The organism is Phyllobacterium brassicacearum (assembly GCF_003010955.1).
Classification (GTDB): Bacteria; Pseudomonadota; Alphaproteobacteria; order Rhizobiales; family Rhizobiaceae; genus Phyllobacterium; species Phyllobacterium brassicacearum.
This window is the reverse complement of record NZ_PGGO01000002.1, coordinates 49248-73235: the sequence shown is the minus strand read 5'-3', so window position 1 is coordinate 73235 and position 23988 is coordinate 49248. Positions and strand designations below refer to the sequence as shown.

Genomic DNA, 23988 nt, shown 5'->3' with positions numbered 1-23988 from the left:
ATTAGATTGCAAAGACTGCATGTCGTCATAAGCTATATTCATGAATAGCTGAGGTCCCCAACTGCCCGTCGAGCAATTGAGACGGGACATCGGCGCGCACGAGCGGCTCGGCCAAAATAGATCCCGCACGCTTCACGCCGGCGCGCAAATGCGTGACGACATAAAATTGAAAGGCGGCCAGCAGCTGAATAGCCAGGTGGAGTGGCCGCGACCACTCCACCTGATCGGCTCACGGACCGCTTCGAGGTCGGGGATGATCGTGACGAAGCTCGACCGGCTCGGCCGCGACGCGATCGATGTCAGCTCCACGGTCAGGGCACTGGCCGAAATGGGCGTGCGTGTTAATTGCCTCGCGCTTGGTGAAGCCGACCTAGCCAGTTCTGGGTCTGTCGATTGTGCGCTCAGTTTGCGGCGCGACATGGCGGAACAGCAGACCATGTGCCATGTCTGGAGCTCGGAGGAATACTGCTCACCTCCGCTTCTGAAGTTCCGAAGAGCCTGAGATCGAGATCATTGTGCCGGCGCCAGGCGGCCCGCTATCTGGATGTCTTCGGCATGTGTCACCCAAGTGCCTTTTGGAGGTAGGAGCGGTCAAAGACGCCAGCGGCCGATACCCGGTTTCCTTCGTCGAGCAGACCCGCGCGGATCATCAGGTCGATCGTCGCGTCAAGCGCCTTGTCGGGAATGGAGAGGCCTTGAGGCCACATGCCCATGTCACGCATATAACGTAGCCCGCGGCGAGCCAGATCTGCATCGTCCGGCACGGTGACGCGCTGGAAGATTGGCAGCGTGATCTCCTCCCTTGAGGGATCGTTGGTGATCGCATAGGCGTCGGCCAGCGCCTCCAGGAGCTTCCCGACCGTCTCGCTATTCGCTTCAAGCCAACTCCTGTTGGCGATGAGCGCGGCAAAAAGAATTTCCGGAATGACGTCATTGACCTCGCCGATCAGGTTGTAGCCCGCTTGTTGGGCCACGAAATTCCATGGCGCCGGCTGCGGCGCGCAATCGATCTCGCCTGCCTGCAACGCCTCCCAGCGCTTGGTGTGGATGCCGGCGAGCGCGAAGTCGTAATCGCCCGGATAGTTGAGCCCTTCCCGGGCAAGCAGCACCTGCGTGTAGATTGCCGTACCCTCGGTTAGCGACGAGGTACCGATTTTCTTACCCTTTAGTTCGGCGATCGACTTGATCGAAGCATTTGCCACGATCGACATGGGAAGACGGTTGGAGTTCGAGGCCACCACACGGAGTTCGCCGCCCCGGACGTAATTTGCAACAGCTCCTTCAGGTGGTGTGATCGCGAGATCTGCCTCGCCATCCAGAACGGCAGTCGTTGCCTTGTCGACGCTGCCCATGCGCAAATATTCAATCTTGAGCCCGCGCTTCTCGAACATCCCCTGCTCTTCAGCGACGAAGACCGGCAGCCAGTTGAACCCCTGCGCGCCACCGGCCAATTTAACTGTGATCGTCATGAACATTCCTCCAATATGTCGGCGATGAACTAGCGGTTCTGTGCCTTGAGTCGTTTGTCGAGCAACGGAAAAACGCGCCGCACATTGCCTTCGAAGATCGCGTGCCGGTCTTCGGCGCTGAGATCAAGCGCGTCGATATAGCGCTTGGTGTCATCGAAGTTGTGCCCCGTTTCCGGATCCACGGCCTTCACGGCACCAAGCAGCTCGGAGCCGAAAAGGATGTTCTTCTTGTCGACCACCCGAAAGAGCGTATCGATACCTGCCTGGTGATAGACGCAGGTGTCAAAGAACACGTTGTTCATCAGATGCTCGCCAAGCGGCTGCTTCTCGAGCATGATCGACAGGCCCCGGTAACGCCCCCAGTGATAAGGCGCCGCCCCGCCACCATGCGGGATGATCAGGCGTAGCTTCGGATGCCGTTCGAACAGGTCGCCCTGAACCAGCTGCATAAAAACGGCGGTGTCGGCATTGATGTAGTGGGCGCCGGTCGTATGCAGGCATCGTTCGCATGAGCCTGACACATGGATCATCGCCGGCACGTCAAGCGCGGCCATGGCCTCCCAGACAGGATCCCACCATTCGTCGTAGATTGGCGGCGCACTCCACCGACCCCCTGAGGGATCAGGATTGAGGTTGCAACCGACGAAGCCTTGATCGACGCAGCGTTCGAGCTCCGCGATCACCGGCTTGAGGTCACCGTCAACCGTCTGCGGCAGCTGGCAAACGCCAGCGAAATTCTTCGGGAACATTTCGACGATGCGTTTGATGCAATCGTTCGATATGTACGCCCATTCGGTCGCGATATCGGCGTCTCCAATATGGTGTCCCATTCCGGACGCGCGCGGACTGATGATCGTCAGGTCGCAGCCACGCTCTTTTTGGAGCCGCAACTGATTGCCTGTGATGATCGCGGACAATTCCTCGTCGGAAATGCCCGGGTAAACCGGTTTTTCATTCGCCTTGCCTTCCGCATAGTCAACCTGTGCCTTGCGGAAGTCATGATGTTTCTGCGGCTCGGTAGTGAAGTGGCCGTGACAGTCGATAATCAAACTCATCACGCGTCCCATCTTGCTGGAAGAACGTTCACGCCTCGGAAGCGCCAGCCTTTGGCCTTCAGCTCCTTGTCGGGATCGAGACGCAGGTTCGGGAGCTGCCTGAATGCCTCCTCAAGCGCGATCTCACCCATCGCCCGAGACAGGAAATGGCCCGAGCAGAAATGCGGCCGGAATCCGAAAGAGACATGCTGTTTCTTCTTGCGGAACATGTCGAACTGCTCCGGATTTTCGAAACGTGCTTCGTCGCGGTTTGCCGAGCCCATGACGATGGCCACCGAGGAACCGGCGGGGATCGTTGTGCCCGCGATATCGAAATCCATAGCGGCTACACGCGGCGTCACCCCGATCGGCGCGATCCAGCGCAACCCCTCATCGAAAGCCCTGAGCGCGTGTGCCGCAGGGTCCTGCGCCATCACCTTCGCCTGATCGGAGTTCGAAAGCAGGCCGGCGCAGGCATTCGCTGCCGCATGTCCAGGCTCCTGCAGCCCTCCCAGAATGATGACGCGCATCGTTGGCGAGATTTCTTGCAGGCTGCGCACCTTGCCTTCCGGCATGCCGCCATACATGACGTGGCTCATCAGCGTGTTGTTGGGTTTGACAAGTGCCACATCGTAGAGCGCGCCAAGCTGATTGCTAATGTCCTCGAGCGCCGCATCGAGCCGATCCCAGACGCCCTGGTCGTTGGAAACATTCTGCAGGCCGAGCGCCATGGCGTGGAACCACTCGACCAGATTGTCATTCGAGGTCCCCGTCAGCCCGATCACATCACCGATGCAGCGCACGGAAATCGGCTCGAAGAGTTCCATCGTCAGGTTTGCCTCGCCCTTGTCCTTGATCTGGTCGACGAAGCGCTGCACCACGGGCCGCGTCAGGCGATCGACATAGGAACGAACCCGCTCCGCTGTCAGATCGATTTCAATGCCTTGCCGCAGACATGCATGCTCTTCGCCCGACATGGTCAGGACGTTCGGCATGCCCATGACGCGAGCCTCAGGTCGGTCGGCGGCGCCTGACGGGCCAAAAATCCTGTCATTTGCACCGACCGTACGGCAATCGTCATAGCGGGTGACGAAATACTCTTTTGTCCCCTCGAAAAAGGCCACTGGAGCTTCCTTGCGCAACCGCGCATAGACCGGATAGGGGTCTGCATACAAATTGTCGCCAGTCAGCGCCGACGCGTCGTTCGCCATTTCTTCCTCCCGTTTAAACACATTGAGGCGGCAGTGCTGATTCAGCTCTGCTCCTCCCGCCGTTACGATTCCTCTGTTCGTGCCGGGCCGGAAGCCGGGCCGATGAAGCATTTCGCATACCTAAAGACTTCAGATACTAATTGGTATCCTAAAGCGATCCAGCTGTCAATGGGCCGGGCAACTTCGCTGCGAAACTCAGGGCCGCTTCTGCGATTCGAAGCGGGGGATCTTCGGATATTCAGGCAAGCCAGCCGACCAATGGTGCAACAGTCTTGCCAATACGGATACTTTTTGGTATTTGAAAACTATTGGTATCTAATATAACTGGGAGGAAATCATGACGCAGACGATGCGCGCCGCGCGGTTGCACGCGGTTGGCGAGCCGATGAAAATTGAACAAGTGGAACGGCCAGTCGGCTTCGGCAGCGATGTCGTGGTGCAAGTCAAGGCCTGCGGGATGGTGCCCAATCTCGGGAACGTCCTTGCGAATTGGGAGACGTGGTACCCCCAGATGCCTCTGCCGCCGCGGCCTGCAATTCACGGCCTCGACCCTGCTGGGATCGTTCACCAGGTCGGCGAACAGGTCGTGGGCCTCAAGCCTGGGGACCGGGTTTACGTAAATCCTGGCCGTTTTTGTGGAGCTTGCCACGCGTGCTCGTCGGGTCATCCGCAGGCCTGTCAGCATTGGACGCTCGGCGGCTATTTCGGCTACAACCCGAAGAGCTTGGAGATGTTCAAGCGTTATCCGTACGGTGGCTTCTGCGAATACATGCTGGCGCCGCAAGCACAGATCGTGAAGATCCCCGACAACATGTCTTTTGTGCAGGGATCGCGCATGGGCTATCTCGGCACGTCGTACTCGGCCCTGAAGAAATGCGGCCCGTTACCGGGGCGCTCGCTGATCATCAATGGTGCGACTGGAACCCTCGGGATAGGAGCGACTCTCTTCGCGCTCGCCATGGGTGTCGGCAAGATTTACGCAGTCGCGCGCGGCGATGAGTTGCTCGCTCGCCTGAAGGCGCTTGCCCCAAACAGGATCGAAACCTTCTCGAACCGGACCGGCTCTACCGCTGAATTCGTCAAAACCAGAACCGGCGGTGTGGGGGTCGATCTGATGCTCGACACGCTTGGTGCCAAGGCACCCCTGGAGTCCATGCTCGATGCCATGAAGGGGGTCCGGCGTGGCGGCCGCATCATCAATATCGGTGGCACGGCAGGCGATCTGCCCGTCGACGTCAAATGGTGGATGGACGAGCAGATGGAACTGATCGGCTCGGTCTGGTTCACCGCGGCCGAGGGCATGGAAATCGCCGCCATGGTCGAAGGCAATGTGGTTGACCTGTCGATTATGGAGCCGATGGTCTGGCCGCTGGAAAAAATCAATGAAGCGATTTCCGGCGTGACCAAGGGCGACGGCGGCTTTACCTACTACGCTGTTACGCTCTAGCCGACCGGCGAAGCGGACTCACAGCGACTATGAATAAAAGTGGGCCTGTACCCATTCAAGGGAGGGCAGGGCAGGCCTGCTCGGCCCTTCTGTGACGACATTGCCGGTCGATGGCTCGAAAGCCGACGCCCGCCAATACGGGCGGGCGCTATAGAATATCCTAAAGGATGAAGCGTTCTCTTTCCTCGGGCTTCGGAACGAAGCAAGCTGTCGTTCTCCCGGCGAGCCGGTAGCGATTGCGCGCTACGAATTCGTAGAGCCCGTCCGCCCACTTTCCCGGAATGAGGCGCAGGATGCGGCAGATCGTCCAGGGAAACCCGAGGCCGGCGACAAACCGAATAGTGCCTTCAGCGCGATAATAGGCCCGACCGTCTTGAAGAAACAGGTTGGTTTTGTATTCCCGGTCGTCAAGTCCATAGTGCCGATACAGCGCCGAACCGACTTCCGACTGCGCAGTCATGAACCGGTACCTGCCACTCTTGTCGTGCTTTAGCGCAAATTTGACCCAGCCAGAACAAAAGACGCATTGGCCGTCGAAGACGAAGATGGGCCTATCATCCGAAAAGGACGGGATCGCCGGATCCTTCCTGTAGCTGCATTGCTCATTGCCGGGCATGGACTGGTTTCGACCTTGAATGCTCAGCTTCTGCATTGTGCGGTTCTTGTTCCATTGTGTCGGCACCCGCCGTATCCGGCGGATACCGGCGAGGTGCACAGTGCATTGGTCGACGCCTGATCAAGGATCAGTCCGCTCGGTCGTTGTAGTGTTTTTTAATGCAGTTATGAAAGCATGGAGCCCGGCTCTTAGCGGATTGAAGAGCGGATTGTGTTTTTCCTTTAGCATGACTTCCCCAAGCAGCTTGGTGCCGAGCGCCACCGCCGCCGCCGTTTCCGGCGGGAAGCCGGAATTGCCGCGCATGCGTTCCACAATAGCGATGATATCATCATGACTGATGTGTTCGAAGGTCACAGTGGCGGGCTTGCCGGGAGCGTGACCGTCGCGTCCTCGAACCAGCCTTAGCGATACTTCATAGGTGTAGCCAGAAGAAGCCATGATCTTACCCCATGGGTTTGTTGCCGTTACGAATGGAGGGTGCCTCGCACCGAGCCGCGTTTGAACCGATTTCTCAGAAGGTGACGACGGACCGGATCGACTTGCCCTCACGCATCAGATCGAAGGCGGTATTGATCTCCTCCAGCGGCATGGTGTGCGTGATGAGATCGTCGATGTTGATCTTGCCGTCCATGTACCATTCGACGATCTTTGGAACGTCCGTGCGTCCGCGCGCACCTCCGAAGGCGCTGCCTTTCCACACGCGCCCCGTCACCAGCTGGAATGGCCTTGTCGATATCTCCTTGCCGGCTTCCGCGACGCCGATCACGATCGATTCACCCCAACCGCGATGACAGCATTCGAGTGCCTGGCGCATGACGGTAGTGTTGCCGGTGGCATCGAAGGAGAAATCGACACCGCCTCCGGTCAAATCCTGGATCGCCTGCACAATCTTGTCGGAGCCGACATCCTGCGGATTGATGAAGTCCGTCATGCCGAATTTGCGGGCCATTTCGGCCTTTGCCGGATTGAGGTCCACGCCGATTATCCGGTCGGCGCCGACCATGCGGGCTCCCTGAATCACGTTGAGGCCGATGCCGCCAAGGCCGAAGACGGCAACAGTGGCGCCCGGCCAGACCTTTGCGGTGTAGATCACCGCCCCAATGCCGGTGGTTACCCCGCAGCCGATGTAGCAGATCTTGTCGAAAGGTGCGTCTTGCCGGATCCTGGCGACTGCGATCTCCGGCAATACCGTGAAATTCGAGAAGGTCGAGCAGCCCATGTAGTGGAAGATTTCTCCGCCGTCGCAGGAGAAGCGGGTGGTCTTGTCCGGCATCAGCCCCAGCCCTTGCGTCCCTCGAATCGAGGTGCACAGATTCGATCGCCGGGAAAGACACGTTTTGCACTCCCGGCATTCCGGCGTGTAGAGCGGGATAACGTGGTCACCAACTCTGAGCGACGTCACGCCCCGGCCTACCTCCCGAACGATGCCCGCGCCCTCATGGCCGAGGATTGCCGGGAACCTGCCTTCGGAATCGAGACCGGAGAGCGTATAGGCGTCAGTGTGACAGACCCCGGTCGCCATGATTTCGATGAGGACCTCGCCGGCCTTGGGTCCGCCGATATCGATCGTTTCGATGGTAAGAGGTTTGTTGGCCGCCCAGGCTACCGCAGCGCGTGCTTTCATGTGAAAATCCTTTGTCGCGAAGCGGGCGTACCCGCATTCGTTGCATTGAAGAAGGACCGTGGCGGCTGGTAGGGCGCAACGGTGTGTCGGACACTGCTACAGGGATGGTGCCGCACGACCCCGCGATCTGGTGTCATGCTGCTGCGGATTGGTGCCTGGACGACAACGTCGGCTTCGGATGCATCAGCCGGTCGATCGTCGGCTGTCCCACGCCGCGCAGACATTCGTTGTACCTCCTGTTGTCTTCCCCTCGGTGAGCCGGGCTCCATTTTGTCTTGACGTTCGGTATAGTCTGTAGATACTGATGGGTATCTGAAATTGCAAGCCATATCTTTCAGCAGATGCGACGGTGGCTTGAATCAGAAGGATAAATGCCGGCTCGGCCCTGCCTGCGCAGGTCACAGGCTTATTGCGAAATCGGGAGGTTGAAATGCTTACTCTAACCGGCGGCCAACGGGCACAACGGGTTCAACTGAAGGATATATTGGATCAGGCGCGGACAGCGTATGACGACAGCTTCGTCAACAATACTGTCGCAGCTTAGGTGGATAAAGTCATGGAATTCGCCTTTGAACCTATGACTATCCTGCGGGTACTGTGCGGCATGTGGTTCATCCCGCATTGCGTCGGGAAAATCAGACATGTCGGTCCCGCCTCTGCGACATTTGCCAAAGCCGGATTTCATCCTGCTCGCCTGTTCGTCATTTTGACGATCATCGTGGAGCTGATTGCTGGAGCGGGTCTGGTATTCAATATCTTTCCTTGGCTGGCGGCGGGCATGGCGGTAGCGGTTCTGCTGGGCGCCAGCTATGCCGTACTCAAGATAAACGGCTGGAACTGGCGATGGCAGAAGCAAGGGCCTGAATTCATGATGTTCTGGTCCGTGTCCTGCATACTTTCCGTACTCCATTGACGCCAGCCGGCTTTCGGGATACGCGTTAGTATCTGAGTGCCGGAGCAATCAAGGAGTGTAAAGTTGGCGCGATTGACACGCGAACAGAGCCAGGCGCAGACGAAAGCAAAACTGCTGGTGTCTGCGCGTGAAGTTGTTGCACGCGACGGATATGAGGGCGCAACAGTCGAGCGCATCGCCGAGGAGGCGGGGTTCAGCAAAGGTGCGTTTTATTCCAACTTCAACGGGAAGGAAGACATCTTCCTTTACCTTCTGGAGACCCATTCCGGAGAAGACGTCACGGAACTGCAACGTCTTCTCGGGGACATCGATGACGGACAGCTGTTGATTGACACTCTCAGCAACTGGGCGCAACAGCGCTCAACGGACCCAAGCTGGGGCATGCTGGCGCTGGAACTTTTTCGGCGCGCGAGACGCGACGCGACTTTTGGCGAGCGACACTCGAATCTGTTTCGTGCACAGTGGGAAGGATTGGGCAAGATCTTGCTGCGTCTGTTCCCGGACGGCAAGGCACCGGCCGAACCGGCGGCGCTCGGGGGAATTGTGTTCGAGTTAACGTACGGCGCAGCGTCCAGCTTCACAAATGGCCCGACGGTCGGTGAACTGGTCAAGGTCGCGTTGACCTCGATGTACAAGGCATATGGCCTGGAGCGCGCGACCGCAAGCTGATGTGCTGCTGTCGGGTGCCGACCGCTCCAATCGGCGCCCACATTCAATCAAAATCTTTGAGCTCCAGGTTTGTGCATCCAACTTCGAATGGCCGCGCCCAAGGGCATTTCGCACCTGGTCATTGGCATAGTCGATTTTCGCCTTGCGGAAAGCCGGTGGATTTCAGCTCAATCGTATGGTGGCCGTAAGAATCGATAAGCATTTTTACCGGCTGGCAGGGCTAAAATTTTGTCCACGCCGCTCCCTGCACATGTTTCCGGCGGGCCTGTGCGTCCATTGGCGCGCCGGCCCGCCGGACAGAAGCACTAGGCCTTCAGGGTGGGGCGAAGCGCATGCGCTCCGTCGCCGCCCAGAGCGACGGCAACGAGGCCAACGATCCAGAATGCAGGAAACTCCCATCCGCCATTGGGGTTGGTGAAGAAGAAGCCAGCTGCGGCATGCACGGTGAATATGGCTCCAAGCAGCACGGGAATGAGTGCTACGGCAGCGATGCGTGCGAAGATGCCAGCGATTAGCGCAAAGCCGCCCGCAAGTTCGACCGCTATTGTCAAATAGGCAAGCACAGGGGGAAGCCCAAGGCTCCCAAAGAACTGAGCCGTTCCCGCAGGCGTGAACACGAAGATCTTGAGCCCCGCATGTGCGAGAAACAAAAGGCCGAGCGCTACGCGCAGGACGAGGATGGCATAAGGGGCAGTACGCGCGTCAATCAAAGTAATCTCCTTTGTTTAGGGTGAGGCTCGGATGGATTGCCGAGGCACCGGGTTGAGGTCTGTCATGCGCCCAAAATGGGCGGGAGGAGCCGCCTGCCCAACGTCAGGACGTTCTCCTCCGTGCTCCGTCAACGTGGCGTCTAACGTCGGCACCACAATTCTCCTTGCCTGTGTAAAGTAGCGGTTGACATACTGTTAGGATTTCAGATACTTTACGGTATGTTAAGGATCAAGAGCTGTCAACCGCGTTTTGAGGAGAGCGAAACGCGACGAGGAGAGATGGCTCGCACAAGTAGTTCCAGGGCAAGGGAGGAGAGACTATGGCTGTGGTTGCGCCGGCTGCCGAGGAGGGCTGCCCAGTGCTTTCGGTTGAAAACGTCGATGTCCGTTTCGGCGGCATTCAGGCGCTAAAAAGCGTCTCGCTCAATGTGCATATGGGCGAGATTTGCGGTCTGATCGGCCCCAACGGCGCGGGTAAGACGACGCTGTTCAATTGTATTACGCGGCTGAGCACCGTGGCCACCGGCACGATCCGGCTGAACGGGCAACCGATCGAGACCCTGCCACCCCGCCAGGTCATTCGCAGCGGTATTGCACGGACATTCCAGAACCTTGGCATCTACGTCGGCATGACTGTGCTGGAAAACGTCATGCTCGGCGCCCATCACATCAGTGGTGGGTGCTTTATTGATGCCCTGGTGCGTCCCCGACATTCATGGCAACGGGAACAGGAGATAGAGCGCCGCTGCAGGGACATCCTTGCCGACCTTGGCCTGGAGGACGTCGCCGACGTAGCTGCCGGGTCTTTGCCCTATGCGACGCAGAAACGCATGGAGATCGCCCGCGCACTGGCGTCGAGGCCGACCCTTCTGCTCCTTGATGAACCCGCCGGTGGTCTCACCCATGGCGAGGTGACAGAATTTGGCGCCCTGGTCTCACGGGTGCGGGAAGCCTATGGCGTAACAGTCGTCCTCATCGAACATCATATGGGGCTCGTCATGAGCCTGTGCGACCGGGTCGAGGTCTTTCATCTCGGCCGGAACTTGGCAAGCGGCAGGCCCGAAGAGGTGAGAACCAATCCGGCCGTTATCAACGCTTACCTCGGGAGGTCCAGATGAATATCCTCACAGTCCGGGACCTTTGCGCAGGATATGGCGCCACGGATGTACTTCACAAGGTAAGCTTTACCGTGGAACAAGGCTCGATTGTTGCCCTTCTCGGTGCCAATGGAGCGGGCAAGACCACGATCCTGCGTGCTCTGTCGGGGCTTCTTCCGTCGCGAGGTCTTGTTGAATTCGGCGGGACGGATTTGCGCCAGTGCAGCCCGGCCCGGCGCGTGGAATTGGGGCTGGCACAGATTCCGCAAGGGCGCGGCACCTTCGGTGATTTCACCGTTGAAGAGAACCTCGCCATTGGCGCTTACACCATAAACAGCAAACGGCAGATCAAAGAAGACATGGAACGCTGGTACACAGCTTTTCCGCGCCTCGCCGAACGCCGGCGGCAGCAGTCCGGCAATCTCAGCGGCGGCGAACAGCAGATGCTGGCACTCGCCCGGGCGCTGATGTCCCGCCCGAAGCTCCTGATGTGCGACGAACCGTCCCTCGGACTGGCGCCGGCGATAACCGAGCAAATCTTCGAGATATTCAAGTCGCTCAATCACGATCACGGCATGACGCTGCTTGTCGTTGAGCAGAACGCCGATCTCACGTTGCAGTTCGCGCATACCGCCTATGTCCTGGAGGCCGGCGATATCACGGTCAGCGGCCCGGCGAGCGATCTGTTGCGCAATGAGGCGGTCCAGCAATCTTACCTGGGGGTTTGAAATGGTGCTTTTTTTCCAACTGCTCATTGACGGCCTTGCTTCCGGCGCCATCTATGCGTCCCTCGCACTTGCGCTCGTTCTGATCTTCCGTGCGACGCGCATCGTCAACTTTGGCCAAGGCGAGATGGCCACGCTTTCTGCCTATTGCGCCTGGCAACTCTGCGAATGGGGCCTGCCGGTAGCGCTGTCCTTCCTCATAGTCGGGGCCGCGTCGTTCCTGCTCGGGGTCTTTGTTTTCCGTGCCGTCATCAAGCCGGTCTCCAAAGCGCCTGTTGAAACGATCGTCGTCATCACGTTGGGGCTGTTCGTGTTCTTTCAGTCGCTGTGTCTGTGGCTTTGGCGGGCCGACCAGCGGGCGTTCCCGGCAATGTTCCCGAGCGGCGGTTGGGACATCCTTGGCGTCCGTGTGACCGCAAGCGCTCTTTGCATCCTGCTCGTACTGCTGTGTCTTGCCGCGACCATGGGTGCAATTTTCCGGTTTACCCGTCTCGGGCTTGCCATGCGGGCCTCGGCCTATAGCAGCGAGAAGAGCCTGCTTGTCGGCATCAGGGTCGAAAGAATGTTGATGCTCGGATGGGGTTTTGCGGCCACGATCGGATTCATCGCAGCTGTCCTCGTTGGCCCGCGTCTTTTCCTGAGCCCGACCATGATGCTGCCGATCCTGCTTTATGCACTCGCCTCGGCAACGCTGGGCGGTTGGGATAGCCCGCTCGGAGCGCTGGTCGGCGGATTGATCGTCGGTGTTGCCGAAAGCCTCGGTGCGACCTTCCTCCCCTTCATCGGCGCGGATCTGCGCGTCGTCATTCCGATCGCCGTGACGCTTGTAATTCTCCTGGTTCGGCCGGTCGGCCTCTTCGGCTCCAGCACAGTGGTGAAAGTATGAACGGCACCCGATTGTTCCAGTCCGCTCCCGCAGCGCTTGTCACGGCCGTGGCCCTCTGTCTCCCGTTTCTTGCTCCGGACTTCATGCTGTTCGAGTTCAGCATCGCTGTCTGCTATGGCATCGCGATCCTCGGCCTGAACCTGCTTTTAGGGTTCAGCGGCCAGATCTGTCTTGCTCAGGGTGCACTCTTCGGCATTGGCGCCTATGCGACCGCCATCCTCAATGTGAATTTCGGCATGGATCCGATCGCGACTCTGCCTTTTGCAGCCATCATCACCAGCCTCATCGGTGTTCTGATCGGTCTGCCGGCACTACGCCTGCAGGGACTGCAGCTTGCGATCGTCACGTTCGGCGTAGCTAGCGCGTTTCCGCAGCTGTTGTTGAAGATGGACTGGATCACTGGCGGCGTTACCGGTCTCGCGACCGACCAGCCGCTGGCGCCCAAGTGGTTCCCGGGCAGCCAGGAATTGTGGCTCTATGGCCTTTCTCTGATCTGCGCTGCTATCTCGGTCTTCATGCTGAGGCGACTGCTGCGTGGTGACACTGGCCGTCTGATGCGAGCATTGCGCGACAATCCACTGATCGCTGAATCGCTGGGAGTCAATCTGACCAAGGCGCGGCTGGCCGCTTTCGCGGCCAGCTCAGCATTGGCGGGTCTCGGCGGCGGCCTCTTCTGCATCCTGAACGGCTTCATAAGTCCGCAGTCATTCCTGCCGATGAAATCGATCGACATTCTGATCGGCGGCATCGTTGGCGGTATCACCAGCATGGCCGGAGCGTTCATTGGCGCCGTTTTCATCGTCTTCGTGCCGGGTTGGACAACGGACATTAATCCTGCACTCGGGGGGCTGATCTATGGTCTCTGCCTGATCGCCATGATGATGGTGGCACGGCAAGGCATAGCCGGGCTTCCGATTGGCCGTAGCCTGCAGGCGTTGGGAGGCATCTTCAACAAAAAGGATCTGTCACGGGTTCCGGGCCCCTTGCCCGGACAATTGGGAGGAGAATGACATGCGATTGCCTACACTCATCAAAGCCCCGCTTGCGTTGCAGGCGCTTGTATTCGCTATGCTGACTGCGGCACCAGCACGAGCAGAGGAGCCGTCGGCCGGCATTACCGATGATACGGTGAAGATCGGGATTTCTGGACCGCTGACCGGTCCGGTAGCTGCGCTTGGCGCCATTGCCGATGGTGTAAGGACAAGGACCGATCCGATCAATGTCGCTGGCGGAGTTAGAATGGCCGACGGCAAAACGCGCAAGATCGAACTGCTGGTCGAGGATGACGGACTGGATCCACAGCGCACGCTTACCAATGTGCGCAAGCTCGTCGAGCGGGAAGAAGTCCTTGCCGTAGTGGCGACGGCCGGCACGCCGAACAACCAGGCCATCGGGCGCTACATCAATCAGCGCGGCATTCCCAACCTGTTCATGTATTCCGGTGTACATGAACTCGCCGGTCCTGAATGGGAGATCGGCTTCGTGCCGTCCTTCACCACAGAGGCGGCGACTTTCGCAAAATATCTCCTCGACAACAAACGTCAGGCCAAGGTCGCTCTTCTCTATCTGAACACGGAAACGGGGCAGACGTTCCAGGCCGCTTTGGAAAGTGCGATCAGTGACTCCGGCGTCACGATCGTTGCGGCTCAGCCTGTGACATCGGCCGATCCCACAGTGGAAACGCAGCTTTCGACGCTGAAGGCTTCCGGTGCCGATACGCTTGTCGTGATCACCGGACCCAGGCAGGGTGCCGAAGCCGTGCGCTTTGCCACCGAAAGCGGCTGGAAGCCGACGACACTCATCTCCAACATTGCAGCGTCGATCGCCTCACTGAAACCGGCGGGCCTCGAAAATGCCAAAGGGGTCATTACCAGCCAGTTTCTGAAACAGGTCAACGCATCGATGCCCGGAGATGATGTGGGCGTGAAACGCTACCTGGCCGATCACGCGGCCGCCCAGTCGAAGTTCTCGACGGAAGACGCACTCGGCCAATCCGGTTATGCGATCGGCGATGCGCTGGTAAAGGTGCTTGAATCGATGAAAGCGCCAACCCGCGAGGCTATGATGGAGGCTGCACGCAACCTCGATCACGCTCAGCTGGATTTGCTGCTGCCGGGTATCACGCTGACGACAAAAACCGGCGAGGACGTCTATCCGATCGAATCACTTCAGCTCTTCCAGTTCGACGGGGCAGCCTATCAACCAATGGGCGATGTTATTTCGTTCGAAGGCAAGACACCCAGGCACTGATCGAAAAAGAACCTGTGGTTCGCAGGGGGCAGGCTGCCCCCTTTTCTTTGGCCGTGGTGTCGCGACAGCGTCCGGTGCGGATTCAACACCCCCAATGCGAAATGACTATTGACATTCCAGATAGAATTCGGATACTAGCGGTATCCTGAATTGAAGTCGGAGGAGGCTTCCTGATCAGTTGGCGGCTTCATCGTTGACGGCCGCGCCTGCAATGGAAGTTACGGGAGGTAAGCATGGCGAAGGTAGTGAGAAATGTGATGCGGACAGACGACGCCATTGTTCGCGCTCTTGGCGAATTGGGTGTCGCGACGGTTCATGAGGCGCAGGGAAGAAAAGGGCTTCTTGCCTCGTCTCTGCGTCCGATCTATCGCCCTGTGAAGATTGCCGGCAACGCGTTGACCTGCGAAGTGGCGCCTGGCGACAATTGGATGATCCATGTGGCACTGGAGCAAGCGCGCCCAGGTGACATTCTCGTCGTATCCCCGACCTCACCCTGTGACGACGGTTATTTTGGCGATCTCCTTGCCACGTCTGCAATGGCTCGCGGCATTCACGGGCTGGTCATCGATGCGGGTGTTCGCGATATCGCTACGCTGACTGAGATGGGGTTTCCCGTCTGGTCCAGGACGGTTTCCGCGCAGGGGACCGTCAAGGAGACCCTGGCGAACGTACAGGTTCCGATTGTTTGCGCCGGATGTCTCGTCCGGCCGGGCGATGTGATTGTTGCGGATGATGACGGAGTCTGCGTGGTGCCGATGGAGAGCGCCGCAGATGTGCTGGAAAAAGCCCGCCGCAGGGAACGGATGGAGGAGGAGAAACGCCAGCGTTATGCAGCCGGAGAACTCAGCCTCGACGTGAACGACATGCGTCTCAGACTGCTGGAGGAGGGGCTTGTCTATGTCGATTGATATCAGCACCAGAGTGCCGCGCCGTGTGGTGACGGGTATTCGCGATGGCAAGTCGGTCTTCATCAGCGACGATACCGTTCCAAACGCCCACCTGCACCAGTCGGTGCCGGGCTTCATGACCTCGGTCTGCTGGGCAACGCCGTCGCAGCTCAGTCTGCCACTCGATAGAACTGACCCGGCTCTGCCCGGAATATGCATAACGCCCGCTCCGGGTGAGACGCGTCTGATGGTCGTGCGCTTCCCGCCGGATTCCGCAATGGCTGGACCGTCCTTCGATCCGGTAACTGCCGACGCAGAACAGCGCCGGCATCTGCCTGGGCTCGCCGAGCTCTTCGAGAGTGAGGCTCCCGGCATGCACACGACGGACACGGTCGATTACGACATCGTGCTCGAAGGCGAGATCTGGCTGGAACTCGACGACGGCGCGGAGGTCCATCTTCGGCAGGGCGACATTGCGATCCAGGGCGGTACACGCCATGCCTGGCGTAACAAGGGCACATCGCCGGCAACGATGGCCTTTATCCTGATCGGCGCGACGCGGTCTTGATGGAGCGCAGCGCCATCCGGCGAACCACAGCTTAAGAACCGATTTCGAAGCGATTGCGCCTGATGGGAGGAGCGCGGAGATGAACTACGATTGTCTTATTGTTGGCAGTGGACACGGTGGCGTCCAGGCGGCGATCTCGCTTCGACAGCATGGGTTTCCCGGATCGATCGGGCTTGTCAGCGACGATTGCGATCTGCCCTACGAGCGCCCGCCGCTGTCCAAGGATTATCTTTCCGGAGCCAGACCATTCGAGCGCATTCTCATCCGTCCTCCCGAATTCTGGGCTGCGCGGAATATCGACCTCTTGCTCGGAAACGAAGCCATCGCCCTAGAAGCCAGGGAAAAGCGCATCCTTTGTGCGAATGGCACGGCCTTTGGCTATGGCCATCTGATCTGGGCCGCCGGAGGGCGGCCCCGGAAAATGACTTGTCCCGGTCAGGAACTTGGCGGCATCCATTCCGTGCGCAGTCGGGGCGATGTCGACGGTATCATGGCGGAACTTGGCAACGTCCAGCACGTAGTCGTGATCGGAGGTGGCTATATCGGGCTTGAGGCGGCAGCTGTTCTGACCAAGGTTGGCAAGCGAGTTGTCGTCCTCGAGGCAATGGACCGGGTCCTTGCCCGCGTGGCAGCCGAGCCTCTCTCTCGCTTCTACGAAAAGGAGCATCGCGATCACGGCGTCGACGTGCGATTGGGAACCGGCGTCGAGAGCTTTGTCGGTCACAATGGCCACCTGACCGGCGTGCGGCTGACCGGTGGCGAAACCTTGTCTGCTGACATGGCAATCGTCGGGATCGGCATCCTGCCCTGCGTCGAGCCCCTGATCGCCGCGGGCGCCGCGGGAAGCAACGGAGTGGACATAGACGAGCATTGCCGAACCAGCCTGGCCGACGTGTTTGCCATCGGCGATTGCGCGCGTATGGTCTCTGGCCATGGCCTCCGGATCGAGTCGGTCCAGAATGCAAGCGACCAGGCCACGGCGGTGGCCAAGACACTATGCGGACGACCGGTGCCCTATGCTTCGGTGCCCTGGTTCTGGTCCAACCAATATGACCTGCGTCTTCAGACGGTGGGGTTGTCGAGCGGATATGATCGGACTGTCGTCCGGGGTGACCCAAACGAGCGAAAGTTTAGCGTCGTCTATCTCCGCGAGGGCGTTGTCATCGCGCTCGATTGCGTCAATGCCGTGAAAGATTATGTCGAGGGTCGCGCCCTTGTTGAGCGCGGCGCGCGCATCGCTGCGGATATTCTGGCCGACGCCAGCATCACATTGAAATCGTTGGTGAGCAGGTGAATTGGCGTCATCGCCGCGCGATGCGTGACGCGGACTATATGGGAGGATCGAGATGTCTACGTTTACAGTAATCACGCGCGCCGGCCAGGTCGTCCCTGTTGAGGGACGCAATGGCGTGTCAGTCATGGAGCATATCCGGGATGCGGGTCTCGACGAACTCCTTGCGCTCTGCGGCGGCTGCTGTTCCTGCGCCACCTGCCATGTCTACGTTGATGACGGCATGAATGGTCGTCTGCCGGCGCTTTCCATCGATGAGGATGAGTTGCTTGACAGTTCAGATCACCGGCGAGAGCAGTCGCGCCTTTCTTGCCAAATTCCCTTCAAGCCAGAGTTTGAAGGGATGATCGTAACCCTGGCGCCTGAAGATTGATCGATGGCAGGTTCAAGGTAACCAATCGTTGACAATCGGACACAATTGAAATACCTATTGTATTGGGAGACTGATTAGTATTTGCATTTTATCGGTATGCAGAGCTGACATTGGGAGGGAATAACATGTTGACGCATCATCAAGACACATCTGTCGTCATGCGCACTATTGTGTGGTGTAAAGGCGTTACAAGTTCTCCGTTTGCTGCTTGTGACTTGCCGCGTTGCGGCACCGTGGCCTGTTCGGTATAAACCCGTGGCAAACTCTCCTCAGGACGCGCTCCTGTTTGGGATTGTATCGGTTGGCCTTGTTGCCTTCACGCTGGCCGGCCTTTGCCGCATGTCACGTCTCGGCGTAGCCTGGTCCGGCGCTATCGTATCGGCAGCTTTTCTCGCTGCCTATGCCGTCGCCTACAACAAAGTCCCGGCCTTTCCGCCGATAGGAGCGGCGAACAAGGTCTTCTACATAGCACTCGCCGGCGCTCTTGTTGGCCTTGCGGCCGACCTCGCGGGTCGGCCACGCCTCGCGGCAATGCTGATACTGATCCAGCCGCTGGCAGCAGCCTTGTATATCGGGCAAAGCCGGTTGGGCGAGGCTCCGCTGGAGATTCTCGTTGCCGCAGCCGCCGGTGTTGCCGTGATGCTCTTGCTGCAGCGAAAGATGGGAGGAACTGCGGCGGAGGACGGCGTGAAGCGCGCCCTGCTTCTTGCCATCGCGTCGCTGGGCTTTGCCCCGATCGCCCTGCTGGGCGCATCTTCGACCAGTCTTCAGCTTTGCCTGATCTTTGCGGTTGCGGTTCTGGCGACGTTGCCCTGGAGTCTCGGCACGGAAGATAATCCGTTCGGCACCTCTGCCGTTCTGGGCGGCGCTGGCGGGATGCTAGCGGTCGTGTGTGCAGTAACCCTGATAACGCGCAAGTCCGATCTCCTCGCGCTCGCGACGCTCGGCCTCATCTTCTTCGTTCCGGAAGTCAGTCGGCGCATGCAGTGGTTGGCCGGGCTTCAGGCCAGATTCACTCGTCTGCTGGGATTCGCGCTCCTTTGCGCAATCCCCGCCGCATGCGCAGTCACGATCGCCATTTTTTCATACGGTTCCAGCTTTCCAATTTGACAAGGGAGGAAATGTCAATGTTCAAGCTTACGCGTGCCCACATCTTATCTGCCGCTTTTGCCGCCGTGCTTTCTCCAGGACAGCTTCAGGCAAAAACCTTCGATATCGACATCGTTCATTCCAACATCGCATTCTTCATCGACCATCTTGGCTTCTCGCGTGTCATTGGTGTTGCGAGGGGCTTTGAAGGAACCTTCGAGTTTGACACAGCCAAGCCAGAAGCGAGTTCGCTTGATGTGAAGGTGAAGGTCGCGAGCATTTCCACCAACAATACACAGCGTGACAGCGACATCCAGGGCGCTGACTGGTTCAATGCTACCGAATTCCCGGATATCACTTTCGTTGGCAACGAATTCAAAACGACCGGCGCGAAATCAGGAACCATCCTCGGCGACCTGACAATTGCAGGCGTCACCAAGCCTGCCGTTCTGGACGTCGTCTTCAACAAGGAAGGCGAAAACCCTTGGGACAAGAGTCATGTCGTTGGCTTCAGCGCCGAGACGACTGTCAAGCGAAGCGACTTCGGGATGAAGGCTGCACTTGGCATGATAGGAGATGATGTAAAGCTTTTCATCGAGATTGAAGGCAGAGGTCGTTAGAAGCCGCAAGAACTTTGAGTTTGCACGTCGAATAGCTTGCCTTTGATGTCTTGCCATGGATCCTCATTCGAGGCTCTTGGTGCTTATCACGGCATAGACGAGTCCGATCGAAGAGACGAGATCGTGCACTGGTTTCTCGTAGATGAGCGATTTCCCGAAGATAAGATGGTGTTGGGGGCGCTTGTATACGAACTCGCTTTGCACCAGTGGAAGGAGTTCGGCTTCCAATGAGATCGAAGCTATTGAAGCCGATCTGCTGTGCCGCAAGCGTTGCCCGCTGGCTGGTAGCTGGCTTTAACCCTTTCGGAAACGCAAGAACGCGAGTGACCTTTGAAATCAATACGTTATCGGCGTTCGCTAGATCACGTATTGTAGGTTGACGCAATGAAACCGCCGAATGATTTTGGTAAAAGCTACGTCCAAATGCTTTCCGGGGTCAGGATGTCAAACGGGACGATTCTTTGTTCGATTGATGCGGCATCCCTCCGCTCGATCAAGCGCAGCATGACATCAATCAGTTCCTGCGGCATCTTATCTAGAGGGTGGCAAAGCGATGCGGTGATCAAGCCTTCGCTCAATCCTTTGCGAGTTTCGGGTCCGATGTCAGAACAAACGATCCGTATCGTGCGCTGCTCGTCCAGCGGCAATTCACGCAAAGCGCGCAAGACGCCGGAAATCCCGCCACCGTTTACGAAAATACCCCTAAGGTCAGGCTCTTCTTCGATCAGGCGGCGAACAATAGAGTAGGCATTGTCGGGTACCTCGTGCGTGAGCTGCGTTTCGCTAACGTTGTATGCGGGAGCATGCTCGCGCATATAGGAGCGAAAACTGGCATCTGCGATATCCTGACATTGATAGCGATTGCTCCCGACGAGGGGGAACACTTTGCCCGGACCATCCGCCGTCTGACTGATAAACCACGCTGCCGTGCGTCCCCTCTTCCAGTTGTCCGTCCCGACGAAGCCTGCCCGGCTAGCGGCCGACAAGTCGGTCACGTACGCCACAACCGGAATGCCCCTGCCGCGCAATTCATCGATTGCCTGACTGACAAGCGGATGATCGGCCGTCACGACGGCAATGGCGTCCGAGGTCTGTCCCATGCTCAGCAGATTGGCTGACACCGCTTCGGGTGAAAGATCATCTTCGAAGACAACATTAGGCTCGATGACCGCATCGGTTCGTCGCATCGAGGCCGACATTAGTGCTTCTGCCCACATCTGATAGAGCGGACGGTGAGACTGCTGCATCAGGAATCCCAGGTTTCGATGCGGGAGGTTCTCGCGTTTACGCTGCCGCAGGGCCCCCAGGCCATAGAAACCAATCTCATCGGCGGCATCCAGAATGCGGTCTACCGTTTCCGGTCGAACCGTGCCCGTCCCGTGCAGAAGCCTGTTTACCGTCGAGAGGCTGACATCTGCGGTCTTCGCCAGATCAGAGATGGTTGGTCTGTTCATTCAGAAGTTCCGTTCTGTGTCATTTGTGAATGGCATGCTTTGGAATGAAATGATCCTCTGTCAGCCAAGATGGTTCCATTCTGGCATTCCAAGCGCTACAGATCAATACGCAATTACTGCAGCCATCGATGGATGGATTTGGGAGGAGAGTTTTGATGAAACATATGAAGCACTTTTGTGCAGCGTTGCTTGCGACCACTATTGTGTCCTTCGCCGCTCCGGCGGCATTTGCTGCAAACATCGCTGTCGTTGGCGGCAAGACGGATGACGAGTTCTGGAACCGCATCAAGAAGGGCGTTGATGATGCCCGCTTAGTGGTTGAGAAGAACGGCGGCTCCGTAAGCTACCTGCAGCTGCAAACCTATGACAATCTCGGACCTGACGCAGCCCAGCTTGTGCGCACTGCCATCAGCCAAGGCGTAACCGGCATCGTTGTCCCGAACTGGGTACCAGAGGCGGAAGACGAGGCCATCAAGGCGGCTGTCGCGGCGAATATAAAAGTTATCCTGATGAACGCCGGAAGTATCGATAAGGCCCGTGAGCTTGGTGCGATCAATTATGTCGGCTCAGACGAATTCACCGCTGGCAAGGCCGCCGGAGAGTACTTTGCTTCCAAGGGTGCCAAGAACGTCATTTGCGTTAACACCGTTCCAGGTGCGGCGAACCAGGAGGCCCGGTGCAAGGGTGTTATTGATGGCATCACCGGAAAGGGGGGGGCGGGCAAGCAACTCCCACTTCCGGCGACGAGCTTCGGTGACCAGACCGCCATCGCAGAAGCCACGAAGGCAACGCTGCTCCAGGACGACACCGTTGACGGCATCCTTAATGTCAGCGCCACAGATGCCGACGCGGCTGCAAGTGGCATCGCGCAGGCGGGCAAGGCCGGAAAAGTCTTCCATGGGACCTTCGATCTGAACGCCTCCGGGTTAGCGCGCATCAAAGACGGTACGCAGACCTTTGCAATCGACCAGCAGCCCTATCTGCAGTCGCTGCTCGGCGTAACGCTGCTTGCCTCGCATATCGACTACGGCACCAACTTGCCGACCGCTCCGGTCCTCACCGGTCCTGGAATTGTCGATGCATCGAATATCGATGTGACGCTTGCTGGCGTTGAAAAAGGCGCCCGCTGATAGGATCGAAACCGGCTCACCGCCCGCACATCGATCTGCGGGCGGAGTGTACCGAGTGTCTGGCCCACGGCGTCCGTAACTCAAGCCCAAAATTGGGGTATCGCACATGAACAACCTTTCTTTCGGCAACCTCCTGCGCCGTCCCGAGGCGGGCGCCTTTCTTGGCCTTATTGCCGTGCTTGTGTTCTTCGTCATCTTCGGCAGCACCAAATTTCTGGAGCCCGCCGGAGCGGCGAGCTGGCTCAACGTGGCCGCCAATCTCGGCATTGTCGCGCTTCCAATCGGGCTTTTGATGATAGCGGGGGAACTCGATATTTCTATCGGCGCGATGATCCCTGCAGGATCTATGATGGTCGCGGTACTTTCCGGCCATTATGATCTACCGATCTGGGTCGGTATGCTTGGTTCGCTCTTTCTTGGTCTCGGGGTGGGCCTGATTAATGGCATTCTTGTCGTGCGCACTGCGGTCCCGTCGCTCATCGTTACGCTTGGTACACTGTTTGCTGTTCAGGGCCTTCTGCTGGGCTTTTCAGTTCTCGTGACAGGCACGACAAGCGTGGCTCTGACAGCCGATCCATTGGCCAAGTTCATCTTCGGTCAGTTTGTCGGCGGCTCATTCCAGGTGATCATCCTGTGGTGGTTCGCCATCATAGCCCTCTTTATCTTTTTCGTTCACTACTCGCCGTATGGAAACTGGATTTTTGCGATGGGCGGCGACAAGGTCAGCGCCCGCAACGCCGGGATCCCGACCACACGTCTGACGATCATTCTCTTCGTCCTTTCAGCTACCAGCGCGTCTTTCGTGGGCATGTGCCAGGCCATTCTTTTCAATTCAGCACAGGTTTCGGGCGGCATGACTTTCATCTTCAACTCGATCATCTCGGTTGTCGTCGGCGGCGTTCTGCTTACGGGCGGCTTCGGCTCAGTAATCGGAATATTCTTCGGCACAATCACCTTCGCCATCGTCAATCAGGGCATCTATTTCACGACGTTCGATCGCAACTGGTCGAGCCTGATCATCGGCATCATGCTGCTACTGGCTGTCCTGATGAACAACACCTTCCGCAACATGGCGCTGGCCTACAGGCCGAAGAAGAAGTGAGGGATATGTGATGATCACTCCAATTTTGGAATTACGAAACGTGGACAAGTCCTTCGGCCCGATCGATGTGCTTCACGACATCTCGCTCAAGGTGCATGCAGGTGAAGTGCTCTGCCTCCTCGGTGATAACGGAGCGGGCAAATCCACTCTGATCAAGACCATGGCTGGCGTCTTCAAGCCCAGTTCCGGCGAGCTGCTGATGGATGGCAAACCCGTCGAGTTTCGCGGCCCTCGGGATGCCCAGGAAGCCGGGATTTCGACGGTGCATCAGTTCGGCGGCACTTTCCCGCTTATGTCGATCGGCCGATCCTTTTTCATCGGTGTCGAGCCAACCAAAGGCTTCGGCCCGTTCAAGGTTTACGACCGGAAGAAGGCCAACGAGATTGCCGTCAAGGCTGTGCAGGAATTCGGCATCACCCGCATCGATGACGGCGACCGGCTGATCGGCGGTCTGTCGGGTGGCGAGCGCCAATCGCTGGCAATCGCCCGGGCCGTACACTTCGGAGCCAGGGTACTGATCCTTGATGAGCCTACCGCGGCACTTGGCGTCAAGGAAGCGGCGCACGTCCTGCGGATCGTGCTGGAGGCACGTCGACGTGGCCTCGCTGTGATCTTTATCACCCATCAGGTGACACATGCGATGACCGTCGGCGACCATTTTGCGGTGCTGATCCGTGGCGCGGTTGCCGCCGATTTCCGCAAGGGCGAAAGGTCCCGCGAAGAGATCACCGACCTGATGGCAGGCGGCGAAGCCATGGCGGAACTCGAGGCTGAGATCGAAGGCCATCTCGCAGCACAACACAATCCTCCCGCGGCTTGAACG

Annotated in this window: 25 protein-coding genes and 1 pseudogene; 18 read left to right on the top strand and 8 right to left on the bottom strand. The window is 58.4% G+C overall.

Annotated features, from left to right (window positions below):
- Positions 1-253: 253 nt before the first annotated feature.
- Positions 254-385 (top strand): annotated as a pseudogene (locus CU102_RS30220) (recombinase family protein); the annotation flags it as partial.
- Positions 386-560: 175 nt separating this feature from the next.
- On the opposite strand, the gene CU102_RS03135 reads toward CU102_RS30220, so the two are convergent.
- Genes CU102_RS03135 through CU102_RS03125 form a run of 3 tightly spaced genes read right to left on the bottom strand, consistent with a single transcriptional unit; the run spans position 561 to position 3714 of the window.
- Positions 561-1469, bottom strand: a complete 909-nt coding sequence (locus tag CU102_RS03135) for an ABC transporter substrate-binding protein (protein ID WP_106709926.1) — start codon at positions 1467-1469, stop codon at positions 561-563.
- Positions 1470-1498: 29 nt separating this feature from the next.
- Positions 1499-2524 carry an amidohydrolase family protein gene (locus CU102_RS03130; protein ID WP_106709526.1) on the bottom strand — a complete coding sequence of 342 codons (1026 nt, stop codon included), beginning with the start codon at positions 2522-2524 and terminating at the stop codon, positions 1499-1501.
- Positions 2524-3714, bottom strand: coding sequence for a cytochrome P450 (locus tag CU102_RS03125; protein WP_106709925.1), 1191 nt, complete (start codon positions 3712-3714; stop codon positions 2524-2526). The genes CU102_RS03130 and CU102_RS03125 overlap by 1 nt, the downstream gene beginning before the upstream one ends.
- Before the next feature lie 337 nt (positions 3715-4051).
- Between CU102_RS03125 and CU102_RS03120 the strand changes: the two genes are divergently transcribed.
- Positions 4052-5161 carry an alcohol dehydrogenase catalytic domain-containing protein gene (locus CU102_RS03120; protein ID WP_106709525.1) on the top strand — a complete coding sequence of 370 codons (1110 nt, stop codon included), beginning with the start codon at positions 4052-4054 and terminating at the stop codon, positions 5159-5161.
- A gap of 160 nt (positions 5162-5321) precedes the next feature.
- Here CU102_RS03120 and CU102_RS03115 read toward each other — a convergent pair whose 3' ends face one another.
- The 3 genes from CU102_RS03115 to CU102_RS03105 form a co-directional block, all read right to left on the bottom strand.
- The gene (locus CU102_RS03115) at positions 5322-5813 is read right to left on the bottom strand and encodes a thiol-disulfide oxidoreductase DCC family protein (RefSeq protein WP_245425147.1); all 492 of its coding nucleotides are present in this window, start codon (positions 5811-5813) and stop codon (positions 5322-5324) included.
- A gap of 84 nt (positions 5814-5897) precedes the next feature.
- A complete protein-coding gene (locus CU102_RS03110) occupies positions 5898-6215 on the bottom strand; it encodes a DUF3861 domain-containing protein (RefSeq protein ID WP_106709523.1) in 318 nt (105 codons plus the stop codon).
- Positions 6216-6288: 73 nt separating this feature from the next.
- A complete protein-coding gene (locus CU102_RS03105; RefSeq protein ID WP_106709522.1) occupies positions 6289-7401 on the bottom strand; it encodes an S-(hydroxymethyl)glutathione dehydrogenase/class III alcohol dehydrogenase in 1113 nt (370 codons plus the stop codon).
- A gap of 556 nt (positions 7402-7957) precedes the next feature.
- On the opposite strand from CU102_RS03105, the gene CU102_RS03100 reads away from it, so the two are divergent.
- Together CU102_RS03100 and CU102_RS03095 are read left to right on the top strand one after the other, a co-directional pair.
- Positions 7958-8314, top strand: coding sequence for a DoxX family protein (locus CU102_RS03100; RefSeq protein ID WP_106709924.1), 357 nt, complete (start codon positions 7958-7960; stop codon positions 8312-8314).
- Positions 8315-8377: 63 nt separating this feature from the next.
- Positions 8378-8983: a TetR/AcrR family transcriptional regulator gene (locus tag CU102_RS03095; protein WP_106709521.1), complete on the top strand. Its 606-nt coding sequence runs from the start codon at positions 8378-8380 to the stop codon at positions 8981-8983.
- A 305-nt stretch (positions 8984-9288) separates the two neighbouring features.
- Here the strand turns inward: CU102_RS03095 and CU102_RS03090 are convergent, their stop codons facing one another.
- On the bottom strand, positions 9289-9693 hold the full coding sequence (locus tag CU102_RS03090) for a DoxX family protein (RefSeq protein WP_106709520.1): 405 nt from the start codon (positions 9691-9693) through the stop codon (positions 9289-9291).
- A gap of 320 nt (positions 9694-10013) precedes the next feature.
- On the opposite strand from CU102_RS03090, the gene CU102_RS03085 reads away from it, so the two are divergent.
- From CU102_RS03085 to CU102_RS03035, 11 genes are all read left to right on the top strand, one after another.
- Positions 10014-10811, top strand: coding sequence for an ABC transporter ATP-binding protein (locus tag CU102_RS03085; RefSeq protein ID WP_106709519.1), 798 nt, complete (start codon positions 10014-10016; stop codon positions 10809-10811).
- Positions 10808-11518 (top strand): ABC transporter ATP-binding protein, encoded by a 711-nt coding sequence (locus tag CU102_RS03080; RefSeq protein WP_106709518.1) that lies wholly within the window; start codon positions 10808-10810, stop codon positions 11516-11518. The genes CU102_RS03085 and CU102_RS03080 overlap by 4 nt, the downstream gene beginning before the upstream one ends.
- Position 11519: 1 nt before the next feature.
- Entirely contained in the window at positions 11520-12401 is an 882-nt protein-coding gene (locus CU102_RS03075; protein WP_106709517.1) for a branched-chain amino acid ABC transporter permease, read from the top strand.
- Positions 12398-13411: a branched-chain amino acid ABC transporter permease gene (locus CU102_RS03070; RefSeq protein WP_106709516.1), complete on the top strand. Its 1014-nt coding sequence runs from the start codon at positions 12398-12400 to the stop codon at positions 13409-13411. The genes CU102_RS03075 and CU102_RS03070 overlap by 4 nt, the downstream gene beginning before the upstream one ends.
- Before the next feature lies 1 nt (position 13412).
- Entirely contained in the window at positions 13413-14651 is a 1239-nt protein-coding gene (locus CU102_RS03065) for an ABC transporter substrate-binding protein (protein WP_106709515.1), read from the top strand.
- Between the two features lie 233 nt (positions 14652-14884).
- A complete protein-coding gene (locus CU102_RS03060; protein ID WP_106709514.1) occupies positions 14885-15559 on the top strand; it encodes a 4-carboxy-4-hydroxy-2-oxoadipate aldolase/oxaloacetate decarboxylase in 675 nt (224 codons plus the stop codon).
- Positions 15549-16106: a cupin domain-containing protein gene (locus CU102_RS03055; protein WP_106709513.1), complete on the top strand. Its 558-nt coding sequence runs from the start codon at positions 15549-15551 to the stop codon at positions 16104-16106. Before CU102_RS03060 ends, CU102_RS03055 begins: the two co-directional genes overlap by 11 nt.
- Positions 16107-16185: 79 nt before the next feature.
- Entirely contained in the window at positions 16186-17400 is a 1215-nt protein-coding gene (locus CU102_RS03050) for an NAD(P)/FAD-dependent oxidoreductase (protein WP_106709512.1), read from the top strand.
- Positions 17401-17452: 52 nt separating this feature from the next.
- The gene (locus CU102_RS03045) at positions 17453-17770 is read left to right on the top strand and encodes a 2Fe-2S iron-sulfur cluster-binding protein (RefSeq protein ID WP_106709511.1); all 318 of its coding nucleotides are present in this window, start codon (positions 17453-17455) and stop codon (positions 17768-17770) included.
- Positions 17771-18025: 255 nt separating this feature from the next.
- Positions 18026-18880, top strand: coding sequence for a hypothetical protein (locus CU102_RS03040; protein ID WP_106709510.1), 855 nt, complete (start codon positions 18026-18028; stop codon positions 18878-18880).
- A 17-nt stretch (positions 18881-18897) separates the two neighbouring features.
- Positions 18898-19479, top strand: a complete 582-nt coding sequence (locus CU102_RS03035; RefSeq protein WP_245425145.1) for a YceI family protein — start codon at positions 18898-18900, stop codon at positions 19477-19479.
- Between the two features lie 413 nt (positions 19480-19892).
- On the opposite strand, the gene CU102_RS03025 is transcribed toward CU102_RS03035, so the two are convergent.
- Positions 19893-20933 carry a LacI family DNA-binding transcriptional regulator gene (locus tag CU102_RS03025; RefSeq protein ID WP_106709507.1) on the bottom strand — a complete coding sequence of 347 codons (1041 nt, stop codon included), beginning with the start codon at positions 20931-20933 and terminating at the stop codon, positions 19893-19895.
- 155 nt (positions 20934-21088) lie between these two features.
- Here CU102_RS03025 and CU102_RS03020 point away from each other — a divergent pair, with 155 nt between their 5' ends.
- The 3 genes from CU102_RS03020 (at position 21089) to CU102_RS03010 (ending at position 23985) form a co-directional block, all read left to right on the top strand.
- On the top strand, positions 21089-22063 hold the full coding sequence (locus tag CU102_RS03020; protein WP_425351510.1) for a substrate-binding domain-containing protein: 975 nt from the start codon (positions 21089-21091) through the stop codon (positions 22061-22063).
- A 106-nt stretch (positions 22064-22169) separates the two neighbouring features.
- Positions 22170-23165 carry an ABC transporter permease gene (locus CU102_RS03015; RefSeq protein WP_106709506.1) on the top strand — a complete coding sequence of 332 codons (996 nt, stop codon included), beginning with the start codon at positions 22170-22172 and terminating at the stop codon, positions 23163-23165.
- Between the two features lie 10 nt (positions 23166-23175).
- Positions 23176-23985, top strand: a complete 810-nt coding sequence (locus CU102_RS03010) for an ATP-binding cassette domain-containing protein (RefSeq protein WP_106709505.1) — start codon at positions 23176-23178, stop codon at positions 23983-23985.
- The last annotated feature ends 3 nt before the right edge of the window (positions 23986-23988 follow it).